This window comes from Chryseobacterium angstadtii (genome assembly GCF_001045465.1).
GTDB classification, from domain to species: Bacteria; Bacteroidota; Bacteroidia; order Flavobacteriales; family Weeksellaceae; genus Chryseobacterium; species Chryseobacterium angstadtii.
This window is the reverse complement of sequence record NZ_LFND01000006.1, coordinates 259558-282363: the sequence shown is the minus strand read 5'-3', so window position 1 is coordinate 282363 and position 22806 is coordinate 259558. Positions and strand designations below refer to the sequence as shown.

Sequence of the window (22806 nt, the reverse complement as noted above, 5' to 3'; positions counted from 1 at the left end):
ATTATGGTTTTTGGGTGAGTGTACGGAAGTAAACGTGCTCCAGTAAAGGATTTACAGCCTCAAATTTTTCAGGCTGCTGTTCTGAAAATACAGTGATGTGAAGCTGTCTTTCAATCAGCTGCCGGCTGATAATTTCATGACTGGAAAGGTAATTTTCCAGTTCGGTTGTATCAACCGGTTTAGACCAGATTCTGTTTTCCAGTTCGGAAATCAAGTCTGCGGGTTTCCCTTGTCTCAGGATCTGCCCATTGTTCATCACGGCCATTTCCGAGCATAAATTTCTGACATCTTCTACCAAATGAGTGGAAAGAATAACAATAACATCCTGGCTGATGTCATTCAGTAAGGAATTGAAACGGTTTCGTTCTTCAGGATCGAGGCCTGCGGTAGGTTCGTCTACAATAATGATTTTAGGATTTCCAAGCAGCGCCTGAGCGACTCCAAAACGCTGTTTCATCCCTCCGGAGAAAGTATGCACTTCTTTTTTTCTGAAATCGGAAAGATTTACTTTCTCCAGCAGACTCAGAATCTGTTCTTTACGTTCTTTACTGTTGTTGATTCCTTTTAATACGGCAATATGTTCAAGAAGATCATAGGCCGATACTTTTGGATAGACCCCGAAATCCTGGGGCAGAAAACCAAGATTCTGTTTGATATCATCAGGATTATTGGAAACATCTTTTCCGTTGAAAATAATCTGACCGGATGTGGGTTTCTGAAGCCCAACAATGGTTTTCATTAATGATGATTTTCCGGCACCATTCGGGCCCAGTAGGCCGAACATTCCGTTTCCGATGTCGAGCGATATATCTTTTACCGCCTGAAAGCCATTTTTGTAAATAAGGCTGAGATTGTTGATGGATAGAGTATTCATATGATAAGGTTTGGTTAATAGAAGGATAGGGCAGGCCATTTGGGCTGCTTGAATATTAGAAGTTAGAAGTTAGAAGTGAGGGATATTAGTGGTGACTTCGGGAGCCTCAGCCACCGGATATTTGTCAGTTATCAGTATGTGTCGTTGTTATACTATTTACAGATTCATAGCCTGGAATTCGCAAACCCGTAACCCGAATCTCAAAATCCGAAATTACTCCCGGAACTCAAGGATATCTCCGGGCTGGCACTCCAGAATTTTGCATATGGCTTCCAGAGTATCGAAACGTACTCCTTTGGCTTTGCCGGTTTTAAGAATAGAAAGATTAACAGGTGTGATTCCTAATTTTTCTGCCAATTCTTTACTCTGCATTTTTCGCTTGGCCAGCATCACATCTAAGTTGACTATAATTGGCATTTTATATAAATAGGTCTTGTTCGTTTTGCAAATGTAGTCCTTGCTTAAAGATATTTGCAAGAAACAGACAGAAAATTCCAAGCATGAAATGGATAAAAACCAATCCCCAGACAATACTTTCCACTTCCACAAAAAAATTGGCGATAATCACCAATGGTAAGGGAATGAAAATATTATATCTGTAAAATATCGTTAGCAAACGTATATTGTCTGCCGTAAAGAGTTTTTCCTGGAAAAATACCCTGAAAACCAGCGATGAAAGCCAGAAAAATACCCCGTAAGAAATTAAAACTGCAAAAAAAGAAAAGATAATATACGGGCTGTTGTTTTCAATATTCAGAAAAGGCTGCTGGGTAAAAGGATAATTAATGTGAAGGTATTTACCATCCTTATAAGGCGTTATCCCATAACCTGTAGCCAGACAGAACATTGAATAGACTACCATGATAAGGTAGCCCACGGACAATACGGAGCATATATAGTAGAGAATCCTTGCAATAATTTTGGTCTGGTTCATGGCAATAATTATTTTACTGTTGCAAATATATAATTAATTATCGTAAAACAATAATTATTTTAAATAAAAAAATATTTAATAAATGTGATATAAACATCAGAGGTAGAAAAAACCGTGTTGTCTAATGTGTTTTTTGCTTACATTTAAATGGTAAAATTATTTTCCATGGCATACAGTACTGAACTTGCAGACAGAATTCGTGAACGGCTTTCGGTAATTCCTGATTTGGAGATCAGGGAGAAGAAAATGTTCAGCGGATTATCATTTTTGGTGAATGATAAGATGTGTATTAATGTGAGCCACGATAATCTGATGTGCCGTTATGATCCCGATCTGGAAGAGGAAGTTTCAGAAAGAACAGGTTTTCTTCCAATGATCATGAAAGGAAAGCAGCTCAAAGGATATTGTTATGTAGAGCCGGCAGGTTTTCAAAAACAGGCTGATTTTGAGTATTGGATAAAAATATGCCTGGATTACAATCCAATTGCGAAAGCTTCAAAGAAAAAAGAGTCTTAATATTCCTAATTTTTTTTAACCATTAGGTTTAAGTTGAGTTATTAAGAATATTAAGACTGATCATTAGCAGTATAGTTTTTCACGTATCCCGATTAATATTTTTTCCGTCTTTTTTATATCCGGCTCATCGGGAAGGGAAGAAGTTGAGTGGTAATTTTCTATAGATTCAATCAGATCTTCAGCCTTTTGAATTACATTTTCATAAGACCAGTTTCCGGCTTTGATGTCGAGTAATTCCTCCCTGTTGTCTACACGGACCTGTAAAGTGTTCGCTTTAAAAATATGCTCACACGACTGCAAAAGACGAATCGTGTGCATCATGTTTTTGCTGTCGTAGTTCTGGCCGTGCTGTTGATTGACGTTGTAGCGGTCTTCATTGCGTTCGGAAACCCATTTCCAATATTCTCTGTAATCTTTGCAATAGGTGGAATAGGCGTCGAGATTACAGAAAAGATAGGCAGATGGTTTTTCATTTTTAGGAACGGATGATAAAGAAACCTGATTGGCTTCCTCCTGTTGGATAATACCCTTGTATCCTAAAGATCCTGATTCATCATAGAACAGAGCGTAGATTCCCTTCGCGTTTCCGATATTCACCAGTCCGCACTTTTCCTGAACTTTTCCGTTTTTGGATAACCATTTTTTCAGAGGAACAGATCCCTGGTCTTCAAGTACAAAGCAGAAATCAAGAACTGATTTTCTTTCTTTTTCTACGGGATTAAGGATTTTTTTGTTCAGACCTTTTGCTTTTTTTATTTGGGACACGGCATATCCGGCGAAGGTATCTTTGCATAATTTGGATAAAAAATCTTCCGGACGGAGCAAGTCCATCAGCGGGTCTTTGTGTAAAATGCAGTCTTCCGGGCTGGCAAGCATTTCCAGAATATTGGGATTGTTTTTCTGTAAAAGTTCTACAAATCTTCCAATTTCATAGTAAGTGATGTCGTTGGTTTCATTGGAGATTTGCGGGATATAATTAAGTCCGAAAAAATCTTCTTTCGGGAGATAATAAACCCCACGGATATCCGTATCCGAATTTTCTGTGGCCAGCCCGAAAGCGCGGCTTCCGGAGATGGCTTCGAAGAGGATGAGGTGATTCTGTTGAAGAAAGTCTATGGTCATTATTTCTGTTCTCTTTTTAGGATTTTCTGCTCAAAAAATATTCTCTGTTCTTTTGGAAGCTCATAAAGAGCCGTTTCATTTTTATTAAGAACAACTTCGAGGTAAGTTTGTGCATATAATTCCAGAATGATAAGTTCGGGAATAATTTATCGTACGACAAAATTATCGTACGATAAATTTATCTTATGTTTTTAAAACTTTATAAAGTTGATATTATGCTGATTAACATAAGAGTAAATAAAAAACTCCGGAAAACATCAGTTTTCCAGAGCCTTAATATAATGAAATACTTTATCGCTCCATCCATTGATTTCTGCTGTCCAGTTCCCGGTTTTTATACCGTGGGTATGGGTTGAGATATCGATGATATAAGAACTTGTATATGGTGAAGTATCCGGTTTTCTTACGAGACCGTAATGGGCATCAATATCCTGGCTATCGGAAATTACGACCAGTCTTTCGGCGTCTTTTGCATAGCCGTTATCCTTCAGCCATTCACACAGCTGATAGGTGAAAATACCACCACCTCCCATTTCCAGGGCAATTTTACCATAATTAGTAAACAGTCCCAATCCTTTGGATCCGTTCCAGATGATATGCTTACCTTTTCTTTCAGCATCGCTTCCGGCTGTAAAGACAAGGATAAGATCTTCAAAAATATAAGAACCTGCAGCAGCCATGGCAAAAGCAAGATCCATTCTTGAGAACTTTGAATTGGAAGAAGTCACTCTTCCCATACTTCCGGAAACATCAATAGCCAGAATGGTCGTTCCTTTAATTTTCTCCTGAGCGAAGCAGTTCTCCATAGCTTCATCAATGGCAGCGGTATAATCCGGAGCATTTCTCTGTGCAGACAGGAAGTTCAGCGGAGTAAGCCAGTAACTGTTAACCTGTGAGATCGCAGTTCTGATATTATTCCTTGAAAGTCCGGCTTCCGTCATATTTCTAAGGTTTCTCAGGATGGCCAGAGATCCCAGACTTTTTTCACTGATCATTCTTTCAAAGGTTTCTTTTTTATCAGCACCCTGTGATAGAGCAGTTTCCCAGGTATTTGCGGGTTTTAATGTATCTTCAACAAGACCTTTCAGAGCCAGCTCATTTTTAGCCGTTGGTTTTGGATGAACCAGATTCACAACGTCTACCAGAGAAACCTCCATATTGCTTTTTCTATATTTAGCAATCTGGTATTCATCGTAGTTATCGAACGCTTTTGCAAGACCTTTCTTGATAGATTTGGACATTTTATACGATCCGTTTCTTACCTTCAGCATCTGAAGTACATCAATAGTCATATCCGGTCTGTTGGCAATTTTAGCCAAAGCTTCCTTCACGGAAACCTCATGAATTTCGTTGGCAAGAATTAGCAGCCAAAGCGGTGTATGTCTCAATTTCTGTTCAAAACGGCATTCCATGGCCAGCTCAATGATCTTTTCACCCTCTACTTTATAGCAAAGGTCTTCCATCTGCTTCATGATCTCATCCGCAGACTGGTAATAGTCGGATTCGAACAGCATATTGGCCAGTGTTACTCTTCTCAGCAGTTCATAATCTGTATATTTTCCTGCTTTATCTGTCAATTTTCCAGCGATGATGCCGGAATCAAACCCAGTTTTTCTTGTGTTAAATTTTGACATATTCTTAGTTTTTATTAATTAAAAAGAAGTGATTTAAAACTGATTAAGGCTTTTTTTTTCAAACCGAAGTAACCTAAATCTCACACCACTTCAATTAGGGAGACTGACCGGACTCGAACCGGCGACACACGGCGTTAATGCGAAGTAACTTTATGGATCACACCTGCGGACAGGTTAAAAATGTATAAAGTGTTTTTACGTTGCTCTACCTTCTGAGCTACAGCCTCCTTGTTGTTTGATGATGCAAAGTAAGAATACGAGTACGCAGTGTTTTTGCGTAGAGCATTTTTTAATGTAAAATATTTTTGAAATAATAAATTAAATCATTTAATGGTTTGATTATCAGTGTTGTAAATTTATTGTGCTAATAAGAGTAAAACATAGGGATTCTATAAAAAAGAAAAAGCTCCTTAAAAAAAAGAACTTTCTTTATTTCTGATGATCAGATGTTATTTCAACGGGAAGGTCTTATCTTTTTCACTTTGATCCAGAAGTTTCTGAATAATATCTTCAAGTAACTCAAAGTCTTCCAGTATTTTGTATCTTATGCCTGCTGTTGTTTTATACAGTGCATTAAAACTGGGATAATTCTGTCCTACATACCCTTTCAGTTCGGTGGTAAGGATGAGATTCTCATAATCGAAGTCAAGTGTGATCATAAGTTCTTCACCGGAAGCTTTGTATTCAGCATAACATTGATTGAGAAAGTCAAAATCAATAGTATCGCTGTAAAAACAATCGTTTTTGAGACCGAATTCAAATCGGGCATCATCTAACAATTCCTGTAACTTTTTTAAATCTGTATTTTTACCGTATGTTTCCTGATAGCGGTCCACAACTAACTGAATAAATTTTCCATTGTAAAAAACTTCAAGAAAATCATTGCTGAAATGCCAAAACAAACTGTAATAATAGTGGTCTTTCGGAAAATTGAAACGGATCAGGCAATCGATCGAAGACTGCGGAATAATCAAACCGAACTCCTCCTGTAAATAAAGGCACTGTTCTGTAAAAGGATGAATGACCGCTACAGGGGCTTTTGCTTTCCTGTGATTCACCGGAGGATTGTTTTTCCGTTTAAAAAAATCAAATATTCCCATATTATAATTTATGACTAATTATATGCATCAACTTTCCCCTATTTTTATTGAATGGATCTTACTTTTTTAAGAATCTGTAACGCGACATCCGATGATAATTCAAAGCATGATAGGTTATGATGTGTCCATTATACTGAATTTCTTCCTTCGTTCCATGCTCCCATACCGCAGGATATCCTTTTTTATCACTGGTAAGGATCATGTATTCTGTTCGCCCGCAATCCGAACAGACATCCAGAACAATGATGAGATCATCCTGATTTCTTCCCCGTTCTTCATAGCACGCATCAAGAAATGAAAGGTCAGTATGCTCAGTCCAAAACCTGTTTTCCTTATGTAGAAATCCATACTCTCCATTTTCCAGTAAGGCCTGAAGTGCTTTATAATCTGCCTGTTCACCAAATATTTCGCTAAACCTTCTGATCACATAAGCAACAAAGTCTTGGGTGTAGAAAATTTCCAGATAAAGATAATCATGTCTTTCTTTCCAAAATGCTTTATAGTAAGGATTTTTTTCAGAAATACCAGACTTCATGAAGAGATCCTGATACACATCAGGAACCAGCAGTCCATATTCTTCATTAAGATATTGACATCTTTTGATCAATGGATGCTGTCCGGATGTTTCCGACACTGAAATGGTCTGTCCCGGATTGATGCTGTTCTTTTTCTTAAAGTTAAAAAAAGTCATAATTCTATACTATTAAGAGTTCCCGGAAAACCCTCTCCATTTCCTTTTTATCTGGCTTACCGCTGCTAAGGCCTTTAGATTTCTCTTCGTTTTCCAAAACAGTTTTCTCCAAAAATCCAAAAAGCTCCCAGTCGTTCGGATGATAATAGGATTCTCCTTTGGTGGCTTTTAAAGCGATCAAATCTTCTATCTTTTTTCGGGTAAAATCATCCGTTAAAACCAATAATTCACTGAATAAAACAGGAGGAACAGTTCCTTTTTCTATGATCCACTTTCCGGTCAATGCCGTTCTTAAACAATAAAAATAACTTTTCAGTTTTACTTCATCATTTCTGCAGGCTTCCAGATATTTTTTGCTCATGCTCAAATAATGGTAGGAAACCGCTATCGGTGAGAAGCAGGTATCTGCCAAAGGCCTGAACAGCTCCATAAACTTTTTGTTCTCCTTATAAACAATAGGAGAGTAGAACCAGCTCAGTAAAGCCGCATTCGATTTGAGCAACAGATGAAATGTCTTTCTGAGATCCCAACCGGAACCGTCCAGATCATCTTCCGTCATGAACTCTATCGTCTCATCTTTATCCCACGGAGAAAGATACCAGTCTTTTTCATGGCGGTAAATAAACCGGATATCGTAATCGCTGTCCGGAGATGCAAAACCCCATGCTCTGCTTCCTGATTCTACTGCCAGAAGCACTTCTACATGGCGTTCCTTCTCTATTTCCTTTATTTTTTCTATTATTTTTGGTGTCATTTTGATTAATTTTTTACAAAGTAAAAGCGGTAGTGCGCGGTGTTTTTGCGTTGTTTTTTTGGATTCGGGGTGCGAGTTGCGGGTTCCGTGATTCGAATAGTTCTATTTTTTTTAATTCACAATTGACAATTGACAATTCACAATCAAATGTCAATGGTCAATTTTTCTGTGCAAGCCAATTAATTCAAAATTCAAAAATTCACGATTCACAATTGACAAATGGATGAAGTCTGTATCTAAAATCTTGATTCTTGGCTCTTGTTTCTTGACTCTAGCCCTAATTTCACTAATATTGCAACTTTACTACTCAATCAAAACTACATACACATCCATGTTATCAGAAGAATTACAGCATACAATAGATTTTAAAACAAAACCTTTGGGGGCATTAGGACATTTGGAGCATTTGGCTCACAAAATAGGAATGGTTCAGAAAACCGTTTCGCCGAAGCTTTCCCATCCTCATATGGTCGTTTTTGCGGCCGATCATGGGATTGCTGCTTCGGGAGTGAGTGCCTACCCACAGGAAGTTACCTATCAGATGGTTATGAATTTTCTGGGTGGAGGTGCTGCCATCAATGTTTTCTGCAGACAAAATGCTATTGAGATTAAGATTGTGGATGCAGGAGTCAATTTCGATTTCTCAGAAGGTTCTGAACTGATTGATAAAAAAGTCAGAAAATCAAGCCGTAATATTCTGGAAGAACCTGCAATGACCGCAGAAGAATATCAAAAATCTTTAGAAAACGGAAGATCCGTGGTTTCGGAAATAGCCAAAACAGGTTGTAATATTATTGGTTTCGGAGAAATGGGAATAGGAAACACTTCTGCTTCTTCACTGATGATGAGCAGGTTATTCGATCTGCCGCTGATTAGTTGCGTGGGACGTGGAACAGGCCTGAATGATACTCAGTTGCAGCATAAAATTCAGATTTTATCGGAAGCGATTGAAAAATATCCTGATGTAAAAACCACAGACGAAATTGCGCAGACTTTTGGCGGTCTTGAAATGGTACAGATTATGGGCGCTATGGAAGAGGCCTACCGTCAAAATATGTTAATTATGGTTGACGGATTTATCGCAAGTGTGGCCGCCGCTGCCGTCTGGAAAAAGAATCCTCAGATTCTAGACAATTATATTTTCTGTCATGTCAGTGATGAAAATGCTCATCAGAAACTGCTGGAAATTTTAGGACAGAAAGCTTTGCTGAATCTCAATCTGCGTCTGGGAGAAGGAACGGGTTGCGCGCTGGTTTATCCGCTTATTCAAAGCGCTGTCAATTTTCTGAATGAAATGTCAAGTTTTGAAAGTGCCCATATTACCAATAAATCATCTTAGGTTTTAATGTATTAATTAAAAACTTGTTTAAACTTTTTAGCCGGACATTAAAAGTATAAAATAAGTCTATTTAAAAACATTTTAAGCTTAACCACAAAAGAGACAAAAGCTATTTGCACAGCTGTTAGATATGATAAAAGTTCTCAAAAGAATAAAAATCAAAGATTTTTAAAGACTTATTTGAACTTCTATGCGCAAAGTATTTAAACTTAAAAATCACTCCAAAGTGTTTAAAATAAAACTTTTGTGACTCGTATGGTTAAATAATAAACCATTAAGATTTTTAAGCATTGAAGAATAATTAAGGTAAGCTTCGCTTTAAGTATTACTGCGTAGCTTAAAAAATCCATTGGATTTTATCTTAACTTCACTTATTATCTTCATTGATCTTAATGTTTAAAAATTATCTCGCAGATTTCACAGACTCAGCAGATTTGTGGTTTAATAAAAAAGTTTAAACAACTTTTAAATATTAGTCCGATCAGGTTAAATAATATTCTTATTAATTTCTATTTTTAAACGATGAAAGCATATTTATTATACGAAGCCGGAGGAACTGATCAACTGGTTCTTGGTGAGACACAGAAACCTGCTTTAAAAAGTGGGGAAGTTTTAATAAAGGTAAAAGCCATCGGTATCAATCCGGCTGATGCAATTTATCGTAATTCATCTGCATTTATTACCCATATATTCGGTTCAGAAAGACCGGTAATCATGGGCTGGGATATATCTGGTGAAATTATTGAAAAAGCTGAGCAGACGGATGGCTTTGAAATAGGAGATGCAGTTTTTGCCCTTTTACAAAATGCCGGAGGTTATGCTGAATTCGTAGCTGTGAATGTAGAGTTGTTGGCCCGTAAACCGGAGAATATTACCTTCGAAGAGGCTGCAGCGGTACCGATGGCTGGTTTGACAGCATGGCAGCCACTGATTCATGGAATGAATATTAAAAAAGGAGACAAAATTCTTATTCATGGAGCTGCAGGTGGTGTTGGTCACTATGCCGTGCAAATAGCTAAATATCTGGGTGCAGAAGTGATTGCTACATCTTCCGGGAAAAATCATGATTTCGTAATGTCTCTGGGCGCAGATCAGCATATAGATTACCAAACCGAAAACTTTTGGGAAGTGATTAAGGATGCAGATTTTGTTTTTGATACTATTGGAGGAGAAACTTTAGAACATTCTATTGATGCAGTTAAACCCGGCGGGACTATTATTTCCATTGTGGCACTTACCAATGAGAGTCTGATGTCTAAAGCACAGGAAAAGAATGTGAATTTGTCTTTAAGGGCATTGCAGTTTAACGGGGAAGACCTTAGAGCTTTCGCTGATGTATTATCTAAAGGAGCCATAAAGCCTTATATAGCCCAAAAATATCCCTTTACCTCTATGGCGGAAGCCCATCAACAAGTAGAAACCCGCCGTACTGCCGGAAAAATAGTGCTTGTTATGTAGGAACGTCTGGAAAACGACCATATTAATTTATAGATAAAGAAAGTACCATCATCAGTAAAACAAATGAAGCTAATCCATTATAGATGTTGGACTCCTGTAAAATAAAAAATAAATGAAAGTAATAAAGAACGAACTGATCTATTTCGCCACTGCACTTATGTTTTTCACGAGAATTCCGGTTCCTTTTACCATTCCTTATTCCGGTGAAATCATGAACAGGTCGCAGAAATATTTTGCGTGGGTAGGTCTTTTGGTAGGTTTTGTGAATGCTGTTGTGCTTTATCTTTCTTATCATCTTTTTAACCTGGATATCGCAATTGTTCTGATGATGATTTCCAGTGTTCTTCTGACAGGTGCCTTTCACGAGGACGGTTTTACGGATGTATGTGACAGTTTCGGAGGCGGATATGGAAAAGAAAAGATTCTTACCATTATGAAAGACAGCCGGGTAGGAGCTTACGGAGCGGTCGGGATTATACTGCTGTTTGCTTTGAAGTTCTTCAGTATTCAGGCATTGGGAAATATAGATTTTGTTAAAACATTAGGAATTGTCATCATTGCCCATACATCGAGCCGTTTTATATCGGGGACTATGATTTATACCCATCGTTATGTGACGGATATTGATGTGAGCAAATCGAAACCTTTAGCTAATAAACCTCTGGACGGAACAGCACTGATCGTAAGTGGTATCAGTGTTTTGGTTTCCTTCCTTCTGATTCCGGACTGGCGGCTGATTCCTGCTTTTATACTGGCTTATTTGGGAAAGATCTGCATGGGTTGGTATTTTAAGAAACATATCGGCGGATATACTGGTGACTGTCTTGGGGCTGTGCAACAGGTCTCTGAAGTTTTGTTTTATTTAGGAACAATGATCGTATGGAAATTTATTTAATTCGTCATACGGCGGTAGAAAATCCGGAGAATTTATGTTATGGCTTTTCGGATATCCCTTTACGGAGTAATTATATTGAAGATTTTAAAGCTTTAAATCTTGGTGAAAACTTTGACCGGGTTATTTCAAGTCCCTCCGAAAGGTGTATTCTTTTGGCAGAGCATTTTCATTTGAATTATCAAACAGATGAAAGACTTAGGGAAATGAATTTCGGAAGCTGGGAAATGATGAAATGGAGTGATATTTCGGAAGAAGAAATCAATCCGTGGTACGCTGATTTTGTCAATACAAAGGCTGTTGGCGGAGAAAATCTTCTGGAAATGCGAAACCGTATTCTGAGCTTTTGGAATGAGCTTACCTCTGAAGAAGCGCTGGATAAAATTTTGATCATTACGCATGGAGGAGTCATACGTCTGGTTTTGCAGATTATTTTAGAATTTCCTCTGGAGAATCTGTTTAAAATACAAATTGATCACGGAAAGAAAGTGATAATTCACATGAATGAAGGCTATTACTCTGTGAAGATGCTGAATGGGTGATGAAAAGAAATAGGACTTTTCAAAAGGACAATCAGTCATAAAAATTCAATAAAAAAAGAGACTGTATCCAATAGTAACAGTCTCTTTTCAATAAAATTAAATTCTAACTACTTTTACGTTTATGCAGTAATCTGCTTAGGTTTTTCCCCTTTGTCTTCTCCTTTTTTATCTAATTTCTCAGATACTTTTTTTACAATATATTCTATTACGATTGGAGCTATAATGGCAATCAATGCTTTAAATATTCTTGATTTCATAGTAAAATTTTTTTGATGTGCTGACTAATACAATTTCCAAGCCATTTTGGAAATGTGGGTTTGCGTGGTACTTTAAAGTGTAGAAGATTTTAATGATAAATGTTTTTTACCACCCTGGCAAAAATTCTTTGAATTTTTGCCGCCGCTCCAGGGTAGAGAAATATTAATGATCATCAGGAATATTCAGGTTGTCGTAGTTTTTCAACCCTGTCTTGAACTTTTCCTGCAGCCTTAGCCTTAACTTTCTTGGTTGATGAACGACCAGAGAGTCTCCAAATCCAAGCAGCAGTCTTTCCAGCTCGAAATTAATCTGTACACAGATCTTAAACAGAGTTCCTTCCTCTGTATCACTTAGGATTTCCTGGCTTTTATGGAGTGGCTTTGTTTTTACGTAGGGAGCATTATGAGAATCTACGAAGAAAACAACGTTTCTTGAAGCCATAGTTTCTGAAACGGTAACGCCTACGATATCTTTAAAATATTCATCACCATCCAGATCTTTATCAATATATTGAATACTTTCTTCCGGGCTGATGCTTTCCATACGGTCCAGAGCCAGATTGTACATCTTGCCTTTGTGTTGGCAGATCAGGAACCAGCGGTTGTTAAATTCCTTTAATAATTGAGGATGTACCACATAATTACTGGATTCTCTGGCGGTGAAGCTGCGGTAGAGGATATTCAGAACTCGTTTATTTGAGATGCTTTCGTAGAGGATATCAATATGCTCAAGTCCTTTCAGCTGTTCATTTTTATCCAGATGGATAATTGATTTTTGTCCCGTAGAATGAATGGAATCTTCCAGTTTCTGAATAACACCGTTCATTTCTTTAAACATAGAGAAATCTTTGAACTGTTTCAGGATCTGAACGGCGTTGTTCATGGCTTTCAGATCGCTTTCGTTAACGGAAATATTATGGATGCTGTATTCAGAATCGCTGTAGCGGTAGTATTTTCTTTCATATACTTCAATCGGGGCTTCATACCCGAATTTTTCACTTCGCATATTCTGAAGATCGAGCTGAACGGTTCGTCTGCTTACGTAAGATTCTTTTCCTTCAAATTCAAACAAAGCATCGGAACAGGCATCAATAAGATCTTCCAGCGTATACTTCCGGTATTTGTTCTTTAAACATTTGTCTAATGTTTTGTAGCGGATCAGGGCGTTTTTATTGGAGGACATGGTTTTGTGGTTTTGGTGAATGATGAATGATGAATGATGAAATGTCAATGGTCAATAGTGAATTTTGTTTGGTAAGTCATCTTCTTAATCATTTTCAAAATTGATCATTCACTTGCGAAGCAAAATTCACCATTGACTTTAAAAATTACTTCTCTTTTAGCGCTTCCCCTTCAAAAGAAATTCCATCCCATCCGAATTCCATAAAGTTTCTGATATTCTGGTGATCTGTTGCTTCAGGATTTTTTAGGACATCTTCTCTGTAGAATTCACCAAAAAGAGGAAGAACCTGTTCTTTTGACAGACCCTGAAGTTGTGCAAAGCTGAAAACCTTGCATGAACCGTTATTCTGGCCTGCTTCATTCACTGTATTTCCGTTTTTAAATTCGGTAGGAGTGAAATCATATTTCTCGTCAATATAGGCAATCACTTCTTTAAACTGAATACTTTCCGGACTGTTTTTTAATTGTTCTAATAACATGTTTTTTTGTTTTAATGATAGGGCAAAGAAAGCTGAGAAAGGCAATTAGCAAATTCTAAAATCAGTTTCCTTTATTATATTTCCACAAAAATAATTAAAATAATTTGATCTGCGCAGAATTATTGCGTACTTGTGTTGTTACTTTGCATTATCAAAATGAAAAGACAAATGGAATTTAACGGAAATCATTTAATTGAATTAGGATATAGACCAGCCAAATGGTTTAAAGATGCCATTGTACATATCAATGAAAATAATCTGGATGAAATTCAGATCAAAGAATATCTGGAGCAGTTCAAACAGCCGGATATCATTCCGCTTCATGAAACAGCGAAGGATTTTGTCATCAATATCAGAGCAGAACACGAAAGTGAAGATGATAATGTAGAAAAAGTAATCAATACCATGAAAGTTCTGATGAAAACTCCGACGCTGACAGCCGGTGCACTGATGCCGGATGCCTGTCCTACAGGGCCTGAAGGATTGATTCCGGTAGGTGGAGTGGTGGTGGCTAAAAACGCCATTCATCCGGGATTCCATAGCGCGGATATCTGTTGTTCAGTAATGTTGACGGATTTTGGAGATGCAGATCCTAAAGAGGTACTGGATGCAGCCCATTCACTCACTCATTTCGGATACGGAGGAAGACCGAGAGGGGAGCAGATGCCGATGTCTCAGGAACTGATGGATGCGTTCAGAAAAAACGACTTCTTAAATGACGAAAAACTCATCAGTATTGCCCGTTCTCATATGGGAACTCAGGGAGACGGAAACCATTTTTTGTTCGTAGGAAAATCTAAAAATACAGGAAATACAATGTTGGTTACCCATCACGGTTCAAGAGCTCCGGGTGCAGCCCTTTATGATAAAGGAATGAAGGTGGCCAACCGTTTCAGACAGGATATTTCCCCTGAAACATTGAGAGAAAATGCTTGGATTCCTTTCGATACAGAAGAAGGTGCAGCCTATTGGGAAGCTTTGCAGCTGATCAGAACATGGACTAAGGAAAATCATACGAATATTCATGATGCAGTGCTAAATAAACTGGGAACTGAAAAGAAGAACAGATTCTGGAACGAACATAACTTCGTCTTCAAAGATGGTGATCTGTTTTATCATGCAAAAGGAGCCACTCCGCTGGATGATAAATTCATGCCGGATATCACCGGGCCAAGACTGATTCCGCTGAATATGTCAGAACCCGTTTTGATTGTTCAGGGAACAACGAATGATAGAAATTTAGGTTTTGCCCCTCACGGAGCCGGAAGAAATTTCAGCAGAACCCAGCATAAAAAGTCGCTGGCTCATAAAACCGTGGAAGAGATTTTCGAAGAAGAAACCAAAGGACTGGATATCCGTTTCTTCTCCAACGAAATTGATATTTCCGAGCTGCCAAGTGCTTATAAAAGTGCTAAAAATGTGAGAGCACAGATTGAAGAATACGGGCTTTGTGAGGTGCTGGATGAGGTGATGCCTTACGGATGTATCATGGCAGGCGATGTGGGTAAAAATGCTCCATGGAAGAAAAAAAAGAAGTATAGAAAAGCATAGCTTTCTAATCAGAGTATAAATCATATCTAAACCTTATGGATTTCAAAAATCTATAAGGTTTTTTTGTTGCAGTCATTCTTGTTATTGATTGTTTTTAATTAACCTGATTCGGAATAGAAAGATTTCAGATTTCCAGGTTAAGGCTGAGGTTTAGAATAGTCAATTTTGCTACGCAAGTGAAATGTGAAAGTCCTCCAACCCCAAGATACGCCTCAAATAACTCATCACTCATAATTTATCACTTATCACTTCCGGAAACTCTCAAACCCTCTGACTCTCAAACCCGCATCACGAATCCCGGATCCCGGATCTCGCAACTTTCAATATCTCAATCTTAATTTTCTTAACCCGAACTCATGTTAAATTATATAAAATCATAAATCCCGTTTTTCCAGCCCAGTACTTTGGAAGAATCTGCTTTAAGCCAGTTTTTAAGAATCGTTGCATAGACTTTTCTGAAATCTTCCGTGTAGATCAGATCACCTTCGTTCAGTTTTTGTAGATCGGGAAGTGCATTCAGCAGGCCTTTCTTTTTAAGACCTCCGCTGATAAAAAACATCTGGTTGGCCGTTCCGTGATCGGTTCCGTTGCTGGCATTTTGAGCGACCCTGCGTCCGAATTCAGAGAAAGTCATCAATAAGACATCATTGAAAATTCCGTTGCTTTTCAGATCGGCTACAAAAGATTTTACAGCCTCATTAATGTCGCTGAAAAGTTTTTTTTGTCTTTCATTCTGGTTAACGTGGGTATCAAAACTTCCCACTGAGAGATAGTAAACCTGGGTATTGATATCAGATTTAATCAGGGATGCCACTGTTTTAAAGTCCTTTCCAAGCTGTGAATTCGGATAGATCTGGTCTGTTTTTTTTGACTTGCTTTTTTCAAAAATATAATCGGCATTATTGATGGTTGAGCCAAGAGTTTGATACAGATAAGAAACCGTTTCATCATCATGATGGTGATCGTACAGAGATTTGAAATACTTCTCCTGACTCGTCTGATAAAGTCTTTTCGGATCTTTGAAGGCAAATGCTTTGTTATTTTCCCCTTTCAGCGCGAGACTCAGCATATCATCCACTTCCAGTGCCTGGGTGGGATGTTCGCACTTGTAGCATTCTTCATCCAGAAAACGCCCGATCCATCCTGTTTCCAGAAACTCGTCACTGCGGCTTGCGGAATGCCATATATCCATACTTCTGAAATGGGATTTATTAGGCTCGGGGTAACCTACATTATTCATGACCGAAAGTTCACCGTTATCAAACAGTTCTTTGAAATAAGAAAGAGCGGGATTGATTCCTGTTTCATCATTAAGAGGCAAAGAATCTTTGATCGCAATGCGGTTTCTTTCTTTGAAATAAATATCGTTTTTCGTTGGGATAATGGTATTCAGTCCGTCATTTCCTCCTGTAAACTGAAGGACAACCAGAATTTTCTGATTGGGAGCCAGAGCTTCATCCAGTGTCATGGCTTTCAGAAAATTAGGCATCATCAGGGATGCGGTGGCCAGCGAACTTATTTTGAGGAATTCTCTTCTTTTGATTAGCATAATTTTAGGTGTTTGGTTGTGGGTTTCGGGTTACGTGATGCGGGGTGCGCGGGGTTGGATATTGATTGAATGATGGTTGGTATTTTGGATTAATGTTTTAAAACAAAAAAATAAGAGATCAAAAGACTGCAAAGCTAAGCGCCGATCAAAATTACCTGCCACCTATCACCTGCTACCTATCATCTATCACCTAACACAACTGGTATTCCGGCGTAGACATCAGATTAATAATATTCATCTTTATACTCTTATCCGAAAACCCTTTAACAGAGTTCATATCTAATGTTTTTGTATTTTGAATCAGATAATCTTCACAGTTTTTATCGGCAAAGACCTTTTCAAGCCTGTTCCAGTCGATTGTAATATTGGGGTTCTTAAATGATTTGTTTAAAGCTGTTTCACGGGATTTCATACCCATATCGATATCATCATCTTCCCGCGGATTATATTCCAAAGGCCGCAATCCGGACCAGATCTGTGGAATCTGCAATCTGAGCATCAAGGTAGAACTGTCTATCCATGATTTTCCATTGGGCCATCCTGCTACATTCGGGGGATAAAGAAGCATCTGTCCCAGCAGTTTCTGATAGACAATGAGATTTTCCGGATTCTGAATGTTCATGGGAAGCATCCGCATAATTCCGGTCATCAGTTCTATCGGGGATTTTATTCTGTTGCCCATATTTTTTTTATCATAGAACCACGAGCTTGAGAATATATCGGTCATGAGTTTCCTGATATCATATCCGGAACGGTGAAACCCGGTACTTAACTGTTCTACAATAGCTTGATCCACATTTTCATTGACGAAGAATCTGTATATTTTAGTGGTTATGAATGTAGCGGTGGCTTTCTGTTCAAGAATAATATCTAAAATATCGGTTCCTGTGAAGTTTCCTGTTTTCCCCAGAAATGTTTTCGTTCCGGTGTCATGCAGGTTTTTTCTTTCCCGGAAATTGCCTTCTTTGTCATAGCCCCATCCTGTAAAAGCTCTTGCACTTTCCCTGATGTCTTTTTCGGTATAGTTTCCTCTTCCCATAGTAAATAATTCCATGACTTCACGGGCAAAGTTTTCGTTGGGATGATCTTTCTTATTTTGTTGATTATTCAGGAAATTCAACATGGCGGGGGACTGGCTTACCTCAAAGAGAAGGTCCTTAAAATTTCCCAGAGCGTGCTTTCTGATGGTATTGAGAAGCTGTTTACTGAATTTTGAATTATTCACCCTCGAAGCAAAATGACCGTGCCAGAAAAATGCCATCTTTTCCCTCATCTGTTCCTTACTGTTCACCATCTGATTGAGGAAGTTAAGGTTCAGTTCGTTGTTTTGTTCTCTGATGATCCGCTGCATTTCTTTCTTCTTTTCAGCAGGTGTTCTGCTGTCCATCATATTATCTGAAACAGGAACGTCCGGAGTATCATAATTGATTTCAGTAAAGGTTCCTTCTCTGAATAACTCATTGACCAGCGTTTTTATCTCTTTGTTTTTCAGATCCTCAATCTGGTTGATCCCGGTTCCGAAACCGGCACGCCATAGAAGATGCTTATTATTTAATAGTGAATCGGCCATGCTAGGTGAATTTAGTTTTTTGATCCTGCATAATCGAAAAGGTTAAAATGAGAAAGGGTTAAAAATTCTTAATATCGTCTCTTTTTTTAAAGATTTAACTTAAACAATCATTTAATTTTAAGATAAATTAACATATTGATAATCATGTATTTATGATATGTATGAACGTTAAAATCTGTCAGAATGCTTCCCTTGGCACGATTTTTACAGCCTATTGCATTAGTAAAATTTAAAATTAGAGTTATGAAAATGTTAAAACAGGCCATATTATTAGCTGGAATCTTTACAGCAGGTATCGCAAGCGCACAGAGCTCAAAAATGAATAATATGATCAAAGTAGGTGCAAATGTTGGTTTGGCAGTTCCTGCTGATAACCTTTCTGCAGCTGCAGGTGTAGATGTATCTTATCAGAATTTGATCACTCCAGGTTTTGGATTAGGTATTGCAACAGGATATACTCATTATTTCGGAAAAAGTAACAACGGTTATGATAACAATGATGTAGGTGTAATTCCTGTAGGAGCTTTAATCAGAATTTACCCTAAACAAACCGGTTTCTATTTTGGAACAGACTTAGGATACGGTTTCCTTGTAGGAGATGAAAAAGTAGCTTCCAACAGTTCTGCGAACAGACCGGACGGAGGTTTCTACATCAAGCCTGAAATCGGATATCACAACAGAGACTGGAATTTCTTCGTACAATACCAGAAGGTTTTTGTAGGAGATAAAGGCGATATTGCCGGACAGGACTATAATGTGGGGAACATCGGAGTAGGATTCGGGTACAATATTCCATTAGGAAAGTAGTTAGATTTTTATATAAACAATTATTAGCCAAACCTTTTTATGAAAATAGAAAGGTTTTTTGCTTCCCTGTAGTATTTACGAAAACTATTATTATATTTGATAAAATTTGAGGTTATGATTTTGAATCCAAAATTTCCGCTTTATTTACCAGGAGTAGAGAACAGTAATAATGATCACGTTACTATCATTGGAGCCAGCCTCCGTGAAGATATAACTATCCTAGGCTATTTTGTTTCCGGTAACGGAGGTCTTGAGATAAAAATTCAGAATGAATATAAGACTAAAAGCTATAATTCATTTTCTGAAATACTGGAAAAATTCATGAAGGACAATCAGCTTGAGAATATACAACGTCTCGCAATGGCTGTACCGGGACCTGTAATTGAAGGGAAAAGTAGCCCCGTAAGATTAGGTTGGAATCTGAATATTGAGGATTACACCAGAGATTTCGGTTTCCAAAAAGGAGATATGCTGAACGACCTGGAAGCTTCTGCTTATGGAATGGCGCTTTTGGAAGATGACGACTTAGATCCTATCTACACCAGCGGACACCTTGAAAAAGGAAATGTAGCTATCCTGGCTCCCGGAAACGGATTGGGAGAAGCCGGATATTTCTTCGACGGAAAATATCTGAGACCTTTTGCAACGGAAGGCGGACATTCGGAATTCTCACCAAGAACAAATGTAGAAGTAGAATTCTATCAGTTCCTGAACAATATCTACGGTATTGTAAGCTGGGAAAATGTACTTTCTAAAACGGGACTTTTCAATATCTACCGGTTTTTAAGAGATGTAAAAAGACATCCGGAGCCTGAATGGCTGGCAGAACGCCTTTCAGGAGGTAATTTTGTAGAAGAACTTTACAAAGCCGCTGTAGAAGAAGATGTGATGATCTGTAAAATTGCTTTGGATACCTTCCTGGAATTCCTGGCAAGAGAAGCCAATAACCTGACTCTGAAACTTAAAGCGACAGGAGGTCTTTTAATTTCAGGTGATATTCCGCAGACGATCCGTGAGTACATAGATAAAGGAAAATTCTATGAGAAATTTAAGATCAGCGATAAGATGGAGGAAATGCTTAGACATACCCCGATTTATCTGATCAAACAGAATCATACAGCCTTAAAAGGAGCTGCACTGTACACCGCTTACTATCAAAATTAAAATACAAAACTCCGAAGCTTTCGGAGTTTTTTTATGGGATGATATTATTCATAAAAATAATTAATTTTATTGATATACATCAACGAAATCTATCAGATAAGTTGGTTACATTTGCACCGTTAAACAAGTAAACAATTTTATTCAAATGAAAAAAATATTCTTATTAGCAGTTTTGGCCAGCGGCCTTGCATTCGGACAGTCCAAGAAAGTAGTAGCGTCTGATGTTCACTGGTGGGGATACAAAGTAGCAAAATCTGAGGCAAGCTCTCACGATGGAACTGTAAAAGTAAAATCAGGAGATATGGTCATGAAAGGAAATAATCTTGTAGGAGGAAGTTTTGTATTGGATATGACTTCTATCAACGCAACAGACCTTTCCGGAGAATATCAGCAAAAACTGAACGGACACCTTAAAAACGGTGACTTCTTTGAAGTTGAAAAATTCCCTACCGCTACTTTCGTAATTACTTCTGTAAAGAAAAACAGCGATAAGATCTACAATTCTTTAGTAACAGGAAACCTTACCGTTAAAGGGAAAACAAGCCCTATTACTTTCCCTGCAAAGATTGCATACAGCAAAGGAGTAGTAAGTTTGGTTTCTGAAAAATTCTCTTTCGACAGACAAAAATTTGACGTTGCTTACAAGTCTACAATGCAGGATGTTTTTGTGAAAGATGATATCGAAATGCTTGTAAAAGTAACTGCTAAATAATTTAATCAAAAAAAGGTTATTAAAAGTGTAGAAGTTCTACACTTTTTTTTATTTTTGTTGAATTGTAAATAAAAAAGAATGAAAAGATTACTATTGTTTGCTATGGTGTGCGCGAGCATGTCATTTGTTTCTGCTCAAAAGAAATTTGATAAAGTTTCAAAAGTGACTTCATCAGAGATCAGGTGGTGGGGATATAAAGTTGTAAAAACTGAAGCTTCTTCGCACTCAGGTACCGTAAAGCTGAAAAGCGGAAAATTCAATTTTGATAAAACGGTTCTGGTAGACGGAGAGTTTATTATAGATATGAGAAGTATGATGGCGGGAGATGTTTCAGAGGAAGATCAGATCAAGCTTACCAACGAACTGAAAAGTACCAACTTCTTTGAAGTTAAGAAATTTCCGATTGCGAAATTCCACTTAACCAAGATTATTCCTCTAGCAAACAGTGAGTATAATTCAACCATTTATGGGGATATTACTATTAAAGGAGTAAGAAAGACAATTTCTTTCCCTGCAAATGCGTATGTAACCCAGTTTACAGTAGTTATAGAATCTGCGAAGTTCTCATTGAATAGAAGAGATTTTAAAGTGTTCTACCAGTCTTCTCTGAAAGATTACTTCATCAAGAATGAAATGGATTTCCAGTTCAGAGTGTCTACAGAAAAACTGGACAACGACAACAGAGTTCCTGTTAAGAAAAAGAAATAAGTAAAATAGACTATCAAATATTACAATGGGCGGTTTTTATAAACTGTCCATTTTTTTGTGCTCTTACATTCATGTAGGATGATTATTTTTTTATGCAAAGTTTGAATATTATTATGTTGTACTTTAAAGAAATAAAGAAGAAATCAATTAAAATTGATTCGATGAAGCATGTGAATAAAGCGCATGCTTAGTCTGTGACGCAGTCACGCCTTAAAACTCAAGCGCATTATCTTTCTACCTTTGCGTTAAAGAAAAAGCCTTCTTAACAGCTTAAAAATAATATACAATTTCAATTTAATCTCCATCGTTTTTCCTAAATTAGTCCTATGAAAATTTATGTAATAAGCGGTCTTGGAGCAGATTTTAAAGTGTTGGAAAGACTTGAATTTCCCGAGGAAAGCGAATTGATTTTTATAGACTGGCTCATCCCTGAAAAAAATGAGCCCTTTCATTCCTATGTTGAACGCATGGCTGAAAAAGTAGATGTTTCAGAGCCATTCTGCCTGCTGGGATATTCTTTTGGCGGAATCATGGTACAGGAAATTAATAAGTTGAAACCTGCACAAAAAGTGGTGATCATGGGAAGTATAAGATCGGATAAAGAAAAATCTAAATTTATAAAAACCGGTGAGGTCACAAAAATTCCAAGAATACTTCCTACCGGGATGTTCAATGACAAAGCTGCCAATGTATATTCCGTAATCAGAAAGCTGTTTGATCCGAAAAATCCCAAGATCCTTCAATATTTCAGAGTCAGAGATCCTTATTATCTGAAATGGTCTGTAGAAAAGGTTTCCGAGTGGAAATTTGAAGAAACGCCAGGAGTGATCCAGATATTGGGAGATAAGGATATTGTATTTCCTATTAAATATTCAAAGCCGGATTATATTATTAAAGGCGGTACTCACCTTTTTCCCGCAACAAAATACAAAGAAGTTTCCAAAATACTGAAAGAGGTATTTGCTTGAAAA

Annotated in this window: 24 protein-coding genes and 1 tRNA gene; 11 read left to right on the top strand and 14 right to left on the bottom strand. The window is 37.7% G+C overall.

Going from position 1 to position 22806, the window contains the following annotated elements; all coding sequences use genetic code 11:
• Position 1: 1 nt before the first annotated feature.
• The 3 genes from ACM46_RS17900 to ACM46_RS17890 all read right to left on the bottom strand — a co-directional run bounded on the left by ACM46_RS17900 (position 2) and on the right by ACM46_RS17890 (position 1808).
• The gene (locus ACM46_RS17900) at positions 2-874 is read right to left on the bottom strand and encodes an ABC transporter ATP-binding protein (RefSeq protein WP_048508268.1); all 873 of its coding nucleotides are present in this window, start codon (positions 872-874) and stop codon (positions 2-4) included.
• A gap of 213 nt (positions 875-1087) precedes the next feature.
• Positions 1088-1291, bottom strand: a complete 204-nt coding sequence (locus tag ACM46_RS17895; RefSeq protein ID WP_034726695.1) for a helix-turn-helix domain-containing protein — start codon at positions 1289-1291, stop codon at positions 1088-1090.
• Between the two features lies 1 nt (position 1292).
• Positions 1293-1808: a DUF2975 domain-containing protein gene (locus ACM46_RS17890; RefSeq protein WP_048508058.1), complete on the bottom strand. Its 516-nt coding sequence runs from the start codon at positions 1806-1808 to the stop codon at positions 1293-1295.
• A 165-nt stretch (positions 1809-1973) separates the two neighbouring features.
• On the opposite strand from ACM46_RS17890, the gene ACM46_RS17885 reads away from it, so the two are divergent.
• Entirely contained in the window at positions 1974-2324 is a 351-nt protein-coding gene (locus tag ACM46_RS17885; RefSeq protein ID WP_048508267.1) for a TfoX/Sxy family protein, read from the top strand.
• A gap of 63 nt (positions 2325-2387) precedes the next feature.
• Here the strand turns inward: ACM46_RS17885 and ACM46_RS17880 are convergent, their stop codons facing one another.
• From ACM46_RS17880 to ACM46_RS17860, 6 genes are all read right to left on the bottom strand, one after another.
• Positions 2388-3446: a nucleotidyltransferase domain-containing protein gene (locus ACM46_RS17880; protein ID WP_048508057.1), complete on the bottom strand. Its 1059-nt coding sequence runs from the start codon at positions 3444-3446 to the stop codon at positions 2388-2390.
• Positions 3447-3703: 257 nt separating this feature from the next.
• Positions 3704-5080 carry a TROVE domain-containing protein gene (locus tag ACM46_RS17875; protein WP_048508056.1) on the bottom strand — a complete coding sequence of 459 codons (1377 nt, stop codon included), beginning with the start codon at positions 5078-5080 and terminating at the stop codon, positions 3704-3706.
• 98 nt (positions 5081-5178) lie between these two features.
• Positions 5179-5307: transfer RNA gene (locus ACM46_RS23410), tRNA-OTHER, on the bottom strand.
• Between the two features lie 222 nt (positions 5308-5529).
• Positions 5530-6180: a hypothetical protein gene (locus ACM46_RS17870; protein ID WP_048508055.1), complete on the bottom strand. Its 651-nt coding sequence runs from the start codon at positions 6178-6180 to the stop codon at positions 5530-5532.
• A 58-nt stretch (positions 6181-6238) separates the two neighbouring features.
• Positions 6239-6871, bottom strand: a complete 633-nt coding sequence (locus ACM46_RS17865; protein ID WP_048508054.1) for a hypothetical protein — start codon at positions 6869-6871, stop codon at positions 6239-6241.
• 4 nt (positions 6872-6875) lie between these two features.
• On the bottom strand, positions 6876-7625 hold the full coding sequence (locus ACM46_RS17860; RefSeq protein WP_048508053.1) for a nucleotidyltransferase domain-containing protein: 750 nt from the start codon (positions 7623-7625) through the stop codon (positions 6876-6878).
• 331 nt (positions 7626-7956) lie between these two features.
• On the opposite strand from ACM46_RS17860, the gene cobT reads away from it, so the two are divergent.
• The 4 genes from cobT to cobC all read left to right on the top strand — a co-directional run bounded on the left by cobT (position 7957) and on the right by cobC (position 11856).
• Entirely contained in the window at positions 7957-8964 is a 1008-nt protein-coding gene (gene cobT, locus ACM46_RS17855) for a nicotinate-nucleotide--dimethylbenzimidazole phosphoribosyltransferase (protein ID WP_048508052.1), read from the top strand.
• 522 nt (positions 8965-9486) lie between these two features.
• A complete protein-coding gene (locus tag ACM46_RS17850) occupies positions 9487-10422 on the top strand; it encodes an NADP-dependent oxidoreductase (protein ID WP_048508051.1) in 936 nt (311 codons plus the stop codon).
• Positions 10423-10534: 112 nt separating this feature from the next.
• Positions 10535-11317, top strand: coding sequence for an adenosylcobinamide-GDP ribazoletransferase (locus ACM46_RS17845; RefSeq protein WP_048508050.1), 783 nt, complete (start codon positions 10535-10537; stop codon positions 11315-11317).
• On the top strand, positions 11302-11856 hold the full coding sequence (gene cobC / locus ACM46_RS17840) for an alpha-ribazole phosphatase (RefSeq protein ID WP_048508049.1): 555 nt from the start codon (positions 11302-11304) through the stop codon (positions 11854-11856). Before ACM46_RS17845 ends, cobC begins: the two co-directional genes overlap by 16 nt.
• Before the next feature lie 119 nt (positions 11857-11975).
• Here the strand turns inward: cobC and ACM46_RS23525 are convergent, their stop codons facing one another.
• The 3 genes from ACM46_RS23525 to ACM46_RS17830 form a co-directional block, all read right to left on the bottom strand.
• On the bottom strand, positions 11976-12113 hold the full coding sequence (locus ACM46_RS23525) for a hypothetical protein (RefSeq protein WP_173426497.1): 138 nt from the start codon (positions 12111-12113) through the stop codon (positions 11976-11978).
• Positions 12114-12276: 163 nt separating this feature from the next.
• Positions 12277-13296 (bottom strand): helix-turn-helix transcriptional regulator, encoded by a 1020-nt coding sequence (locus tag ACM46_RS17835; protein WP_048508048.1) that lies wholly within the window; start codon positions 13294-13296, stop codon positions 12277-12279.
• Positions 13297-13441: 145 nt separating this feature from the next.
• Positions 13442-13774: a HopJ type III effector protein gene (locus ACM46_RS17830; RefSeq protein WP_048508047.1), complete on the bottom strand. Its 333-nt coding sequence runs from the start codon at positions 13772-13774 to the stop codon at positions 13442-13444.
• A gap of 168 nt (positions 13775-13942) precedes the next feature.
• Between ACM46_RS17830 and ACM46_RS17825 the strand changes: the two genes are divergently transcribed.
• Complete coding sequence (locus tag ACM46_RS17825; RefSeq protein WP_048508046.1) at positions 13943-15325, top strand: RtcB family protein; 1383 nt, start codon at positions 13943-13945, stop codon at positions 15323-15325.
• Between the two features lie 364 nt (positions 15326-15689).
• Here the strand turns inward: ACM46_RS17825 and ACM46_RS17820 are convergent, their stop codons facing one another.
• Both ACM46_RS17820 and ACM46_RS17815 read right to left on the bottom strand, forming a co-directional pair.
• A complete protein-coding gene (locus ACM46_RS17820; RefSeq protein ID WP_048508045.1) occupies positions 15690-16874 on the bottom strand; it encodes a DUF1501 domain-containing protein in 1185 nt (394 codons plus the stop codon).
• A gap of 190 nt (positions 16875-17064) precedes the next feature.
• The gene (locus tag ACM46_RS17815) at positions 17065-18444 is read right to left on the bottom strand and encodes a DUF1800 domain-containing protein (protein ID WP_048508044.1); all 1380 of its coding nucleotides are present in this window, start codon (positions 18442-18444) and stop codon (positions 17065-17067) included.
• Between the two features lie 243 nt (positions 18445-18687).
• Here ACM46_RS17815 and ACM46_RS17810 point away from each other — a divergent pair, with 243 nt between their 5' ends.
• From ACM46_RS17810 to ACM46_RS17790, 5 genes are all read left to right on the top strand, one after another.
• Positions 18688-19251, top strand: coding sequence for a membrane protein (locus ACM46_RS17810; RefSeq protein WP_048508043.1), 564 nt, complete (start codon positions 18688-18690; stop codon positions 19249-19251).
• 114 nt (positions 19252-19365) lie between these two features.
• Positions 19366-20415, top strand: coding sequence for a glucokinase (locus ACM46_RS17805; RefSeq protein ID WP_048508042.1), 1050 nt, complete (start codon positions 19366-19368; stop codon positions 20413-20415).
• Positions 20416-20560: 145 nt separating this feature from the next.
• A complete protein-coding gene (locus ACM46_RS17800) occupies positions 20561-21127 on the top strand; it encodes a YceI family protein (RefSeq protein ID WP_048508041.1) in 567 nt (188 codons plus the stop codon).
• A gap of 78 nt (positions 21128-21205) precedes the next feature.
• Positions 21206-21835: a YceI family protein gene (locus ACM46_RS17795; RefSeq protein WP_048508040.1), complete on the top strand. Its 630-nt coding sequence runs from the start codon at positions 21206-21208 to the stop codon at positions 21833-21835.
• 326 nt (positions 21836-22161) lie between these two features.
• Positions 22162-22803 (top strand): hypothetical protein, encoded by a 642-nt coding sequence (locus tag ACM46_RS17790; RefSeq protein WP_048508039.1) that lies wholly within the window; start codon positions 22162-22164, stop codon positions 22801-22803.
• Positions 22804-22806: the final 3 nt, after the last annotated feature.

What these genes read in the sequence shown, in the direction of transcription:
- ACM46_RS17815 (WP_048508044.1), bottom strand. Translation starts at nt 18,444, where the DNA reads ATGGCCGATTCACTATTAAATAATAAGCATCTTCTATGGCGTGCCGGT.
- ACM46_RS17890 (WP_048508058.1), bottom strand. Translation starts at nt 1,808, where the DNA reads ATGAACCAGACCAAAATTATTGCAAGGATTCTCTACTATATATGCTCC.
- ACM46_RS17895 (WP_034726695.1), bottom strand. Translation starts at nt 1,291, where the DNA reads ATGCCAATTATAGTCAACTTAGATGTGATGCTGGCCAAGCGAAAAATG.
- ACM46_RS17820 (WP_048508045.1), bottom strand. Translation starts at nt 16,874, where the DNA reads ATGCTAATCAAAAGAAGAGAATTCCTCAAAATAAGTTCGCTGGCCACC.
- ACM46_RS17805 (WP_048508042.1), top strand. Translation starts at nt 19,366, where the DNA reads ATGATTTTGAATCCAAAATTTCCGCTTTATTTACCAGGAGTAGAGAAC.
- ACM46_RS17885 (WP_048508267.1), top strand. Translation starts at nt 1,974, where the DNA reads ATGGCATACAGTACTGAACTTGCAGACAGAATTCGTGAACGGCTTTCG.
- ACM46_RS17790 (WP_048508039.1), top strand. Translation starts at nt 22,162, where the DNA reads ATGAAAATTTATGTAATAAGCGGTCTTGGAGCAGATTTTAAAGTGTTG.
- ACM46_RS17795 (WP_048508040.1), top strand. Translation starts at nt 21,206, where the DNA reads ATGAAAAGATTACTATTGTTTGCTATGGTGTGCGCGAGCATGTCATTT.
- ACM46_RS17880 (WP_048508057.1), bottom strand. Translation starts at nt 3,446, where the DNA reads ATGACCATAGACTTTCTTCAACAGAATCACCTCATCCTCTTCGAAGCC.
- ACM46_RS23525 (WP_173426497.1), bottom strand. Translation starts at nt 12,113, where the DNA reads ATGAAATCAAGAATATTTAAAGCATTGATTGCCATTATAGCTCCAATC.
- ACM46_RS17860 (WP_048508053.1), bottom strand. Translation starts at nt 7,625, where the DNA reads ATGACACCAAAAATAATAGAAAAAATAAAGGAAATAGAGAAGGAACGC.
- ACM46_RS17900 (WP_048508268.1), bottom strand. Translation starts at nt 874, where the DNA reads ATGAATACTCTATCCATCAACAATCTCAGCCTTATTTACAAAAATGGC.
- ACM46_RS17830 (WP_048508047.1), bottom strand. Translation starts at nt 13,774, where the DNA reads ATGTTATTAGAACAATTAAAAAACAGTCCGGAAAGTATTCAGTTTAAA.
- ACM46_RS17865 (WP_048508054.1), bottom strand. Translation starts at nt 6,871, where the DNA reads ATGACTTTTTTTAACTTTAAGAAAAAGAACAGCATCAATCCGGGACAG.
- cobC (WP_048508049.1), top strand. Translation starts at nt 11,302, where the DNA reads ATGGAAATTTATTTAATTCGTCATACGGCGGTAGAAAATCCGGAGAAT.
- ACM46_RS17875 (WP_048508056.1), bottom strand. Translation starts at nt 5,080, where the DNA reads ATGTCAAAATTTAACACAAGAAAAACTGGGTTTGATTCCGGCATCATC.
- ACM46_RS17825 (WP_048508046.1), top strand. Translation starts at nt 13,943, where the DNA reads ATGGAATTTAACGGAAATCATTTAATTGAATTAGGATATAGACCAGCC.
- ACM46_RS17870 (WP_048508055.1), bottom strand. Translation starts at nt 6,180, where the DNA reads ATGGGAATATTTGATTTTTTTAAACGGAAAAACAATCCTCCGGTGAAT.
- cobT (WP_048508052.1), top strand. Translation starts at nt 7,957, where the DNA reads ATGTTATCAGAAGAATTACAGCATACAATAGATTTTAAAACAAAACCT.
- ACM46_RS17810 (WP_048508043.1), top strand. Translation starts at nt 18,688, where the DNA reads ATGAAAATGTTAAAACAGGCCATATTATTAGCTGGAATCTTTACAGCA.
- ACM46_RS17845 (WP_048508050.1), top strand. Translation starts at nt 10,535, where the DNA reads ATGAAAGTAATAAAGAACGAACTGATCTATTTCGCCACTGCACTTATG.
- ACM46_RS17850 (WP_048508051.1), top strand. Translation starts at nt 9,487, where the DNA reads ATGAAAGCATATTTATTATACGAAGCCGGAGGAACTGATCAACTGGTT.
- ACM46_RS17835 (WP_048508048.1), bottom strand. Translation starts at nt 13,296, where the DNA reads ATGTCCTCCAATAAAAACGCCCTGATCCGCTACAAAACATTAGACAAA.
- ACM46_RS17800 (WP_048508041.1), top strand. Translation starts at nt 20,561, where the DNA reads ATGAAAAAAATATTCTTATTAGCAGTTTTGGCCAGCGGCCTTGCATTC.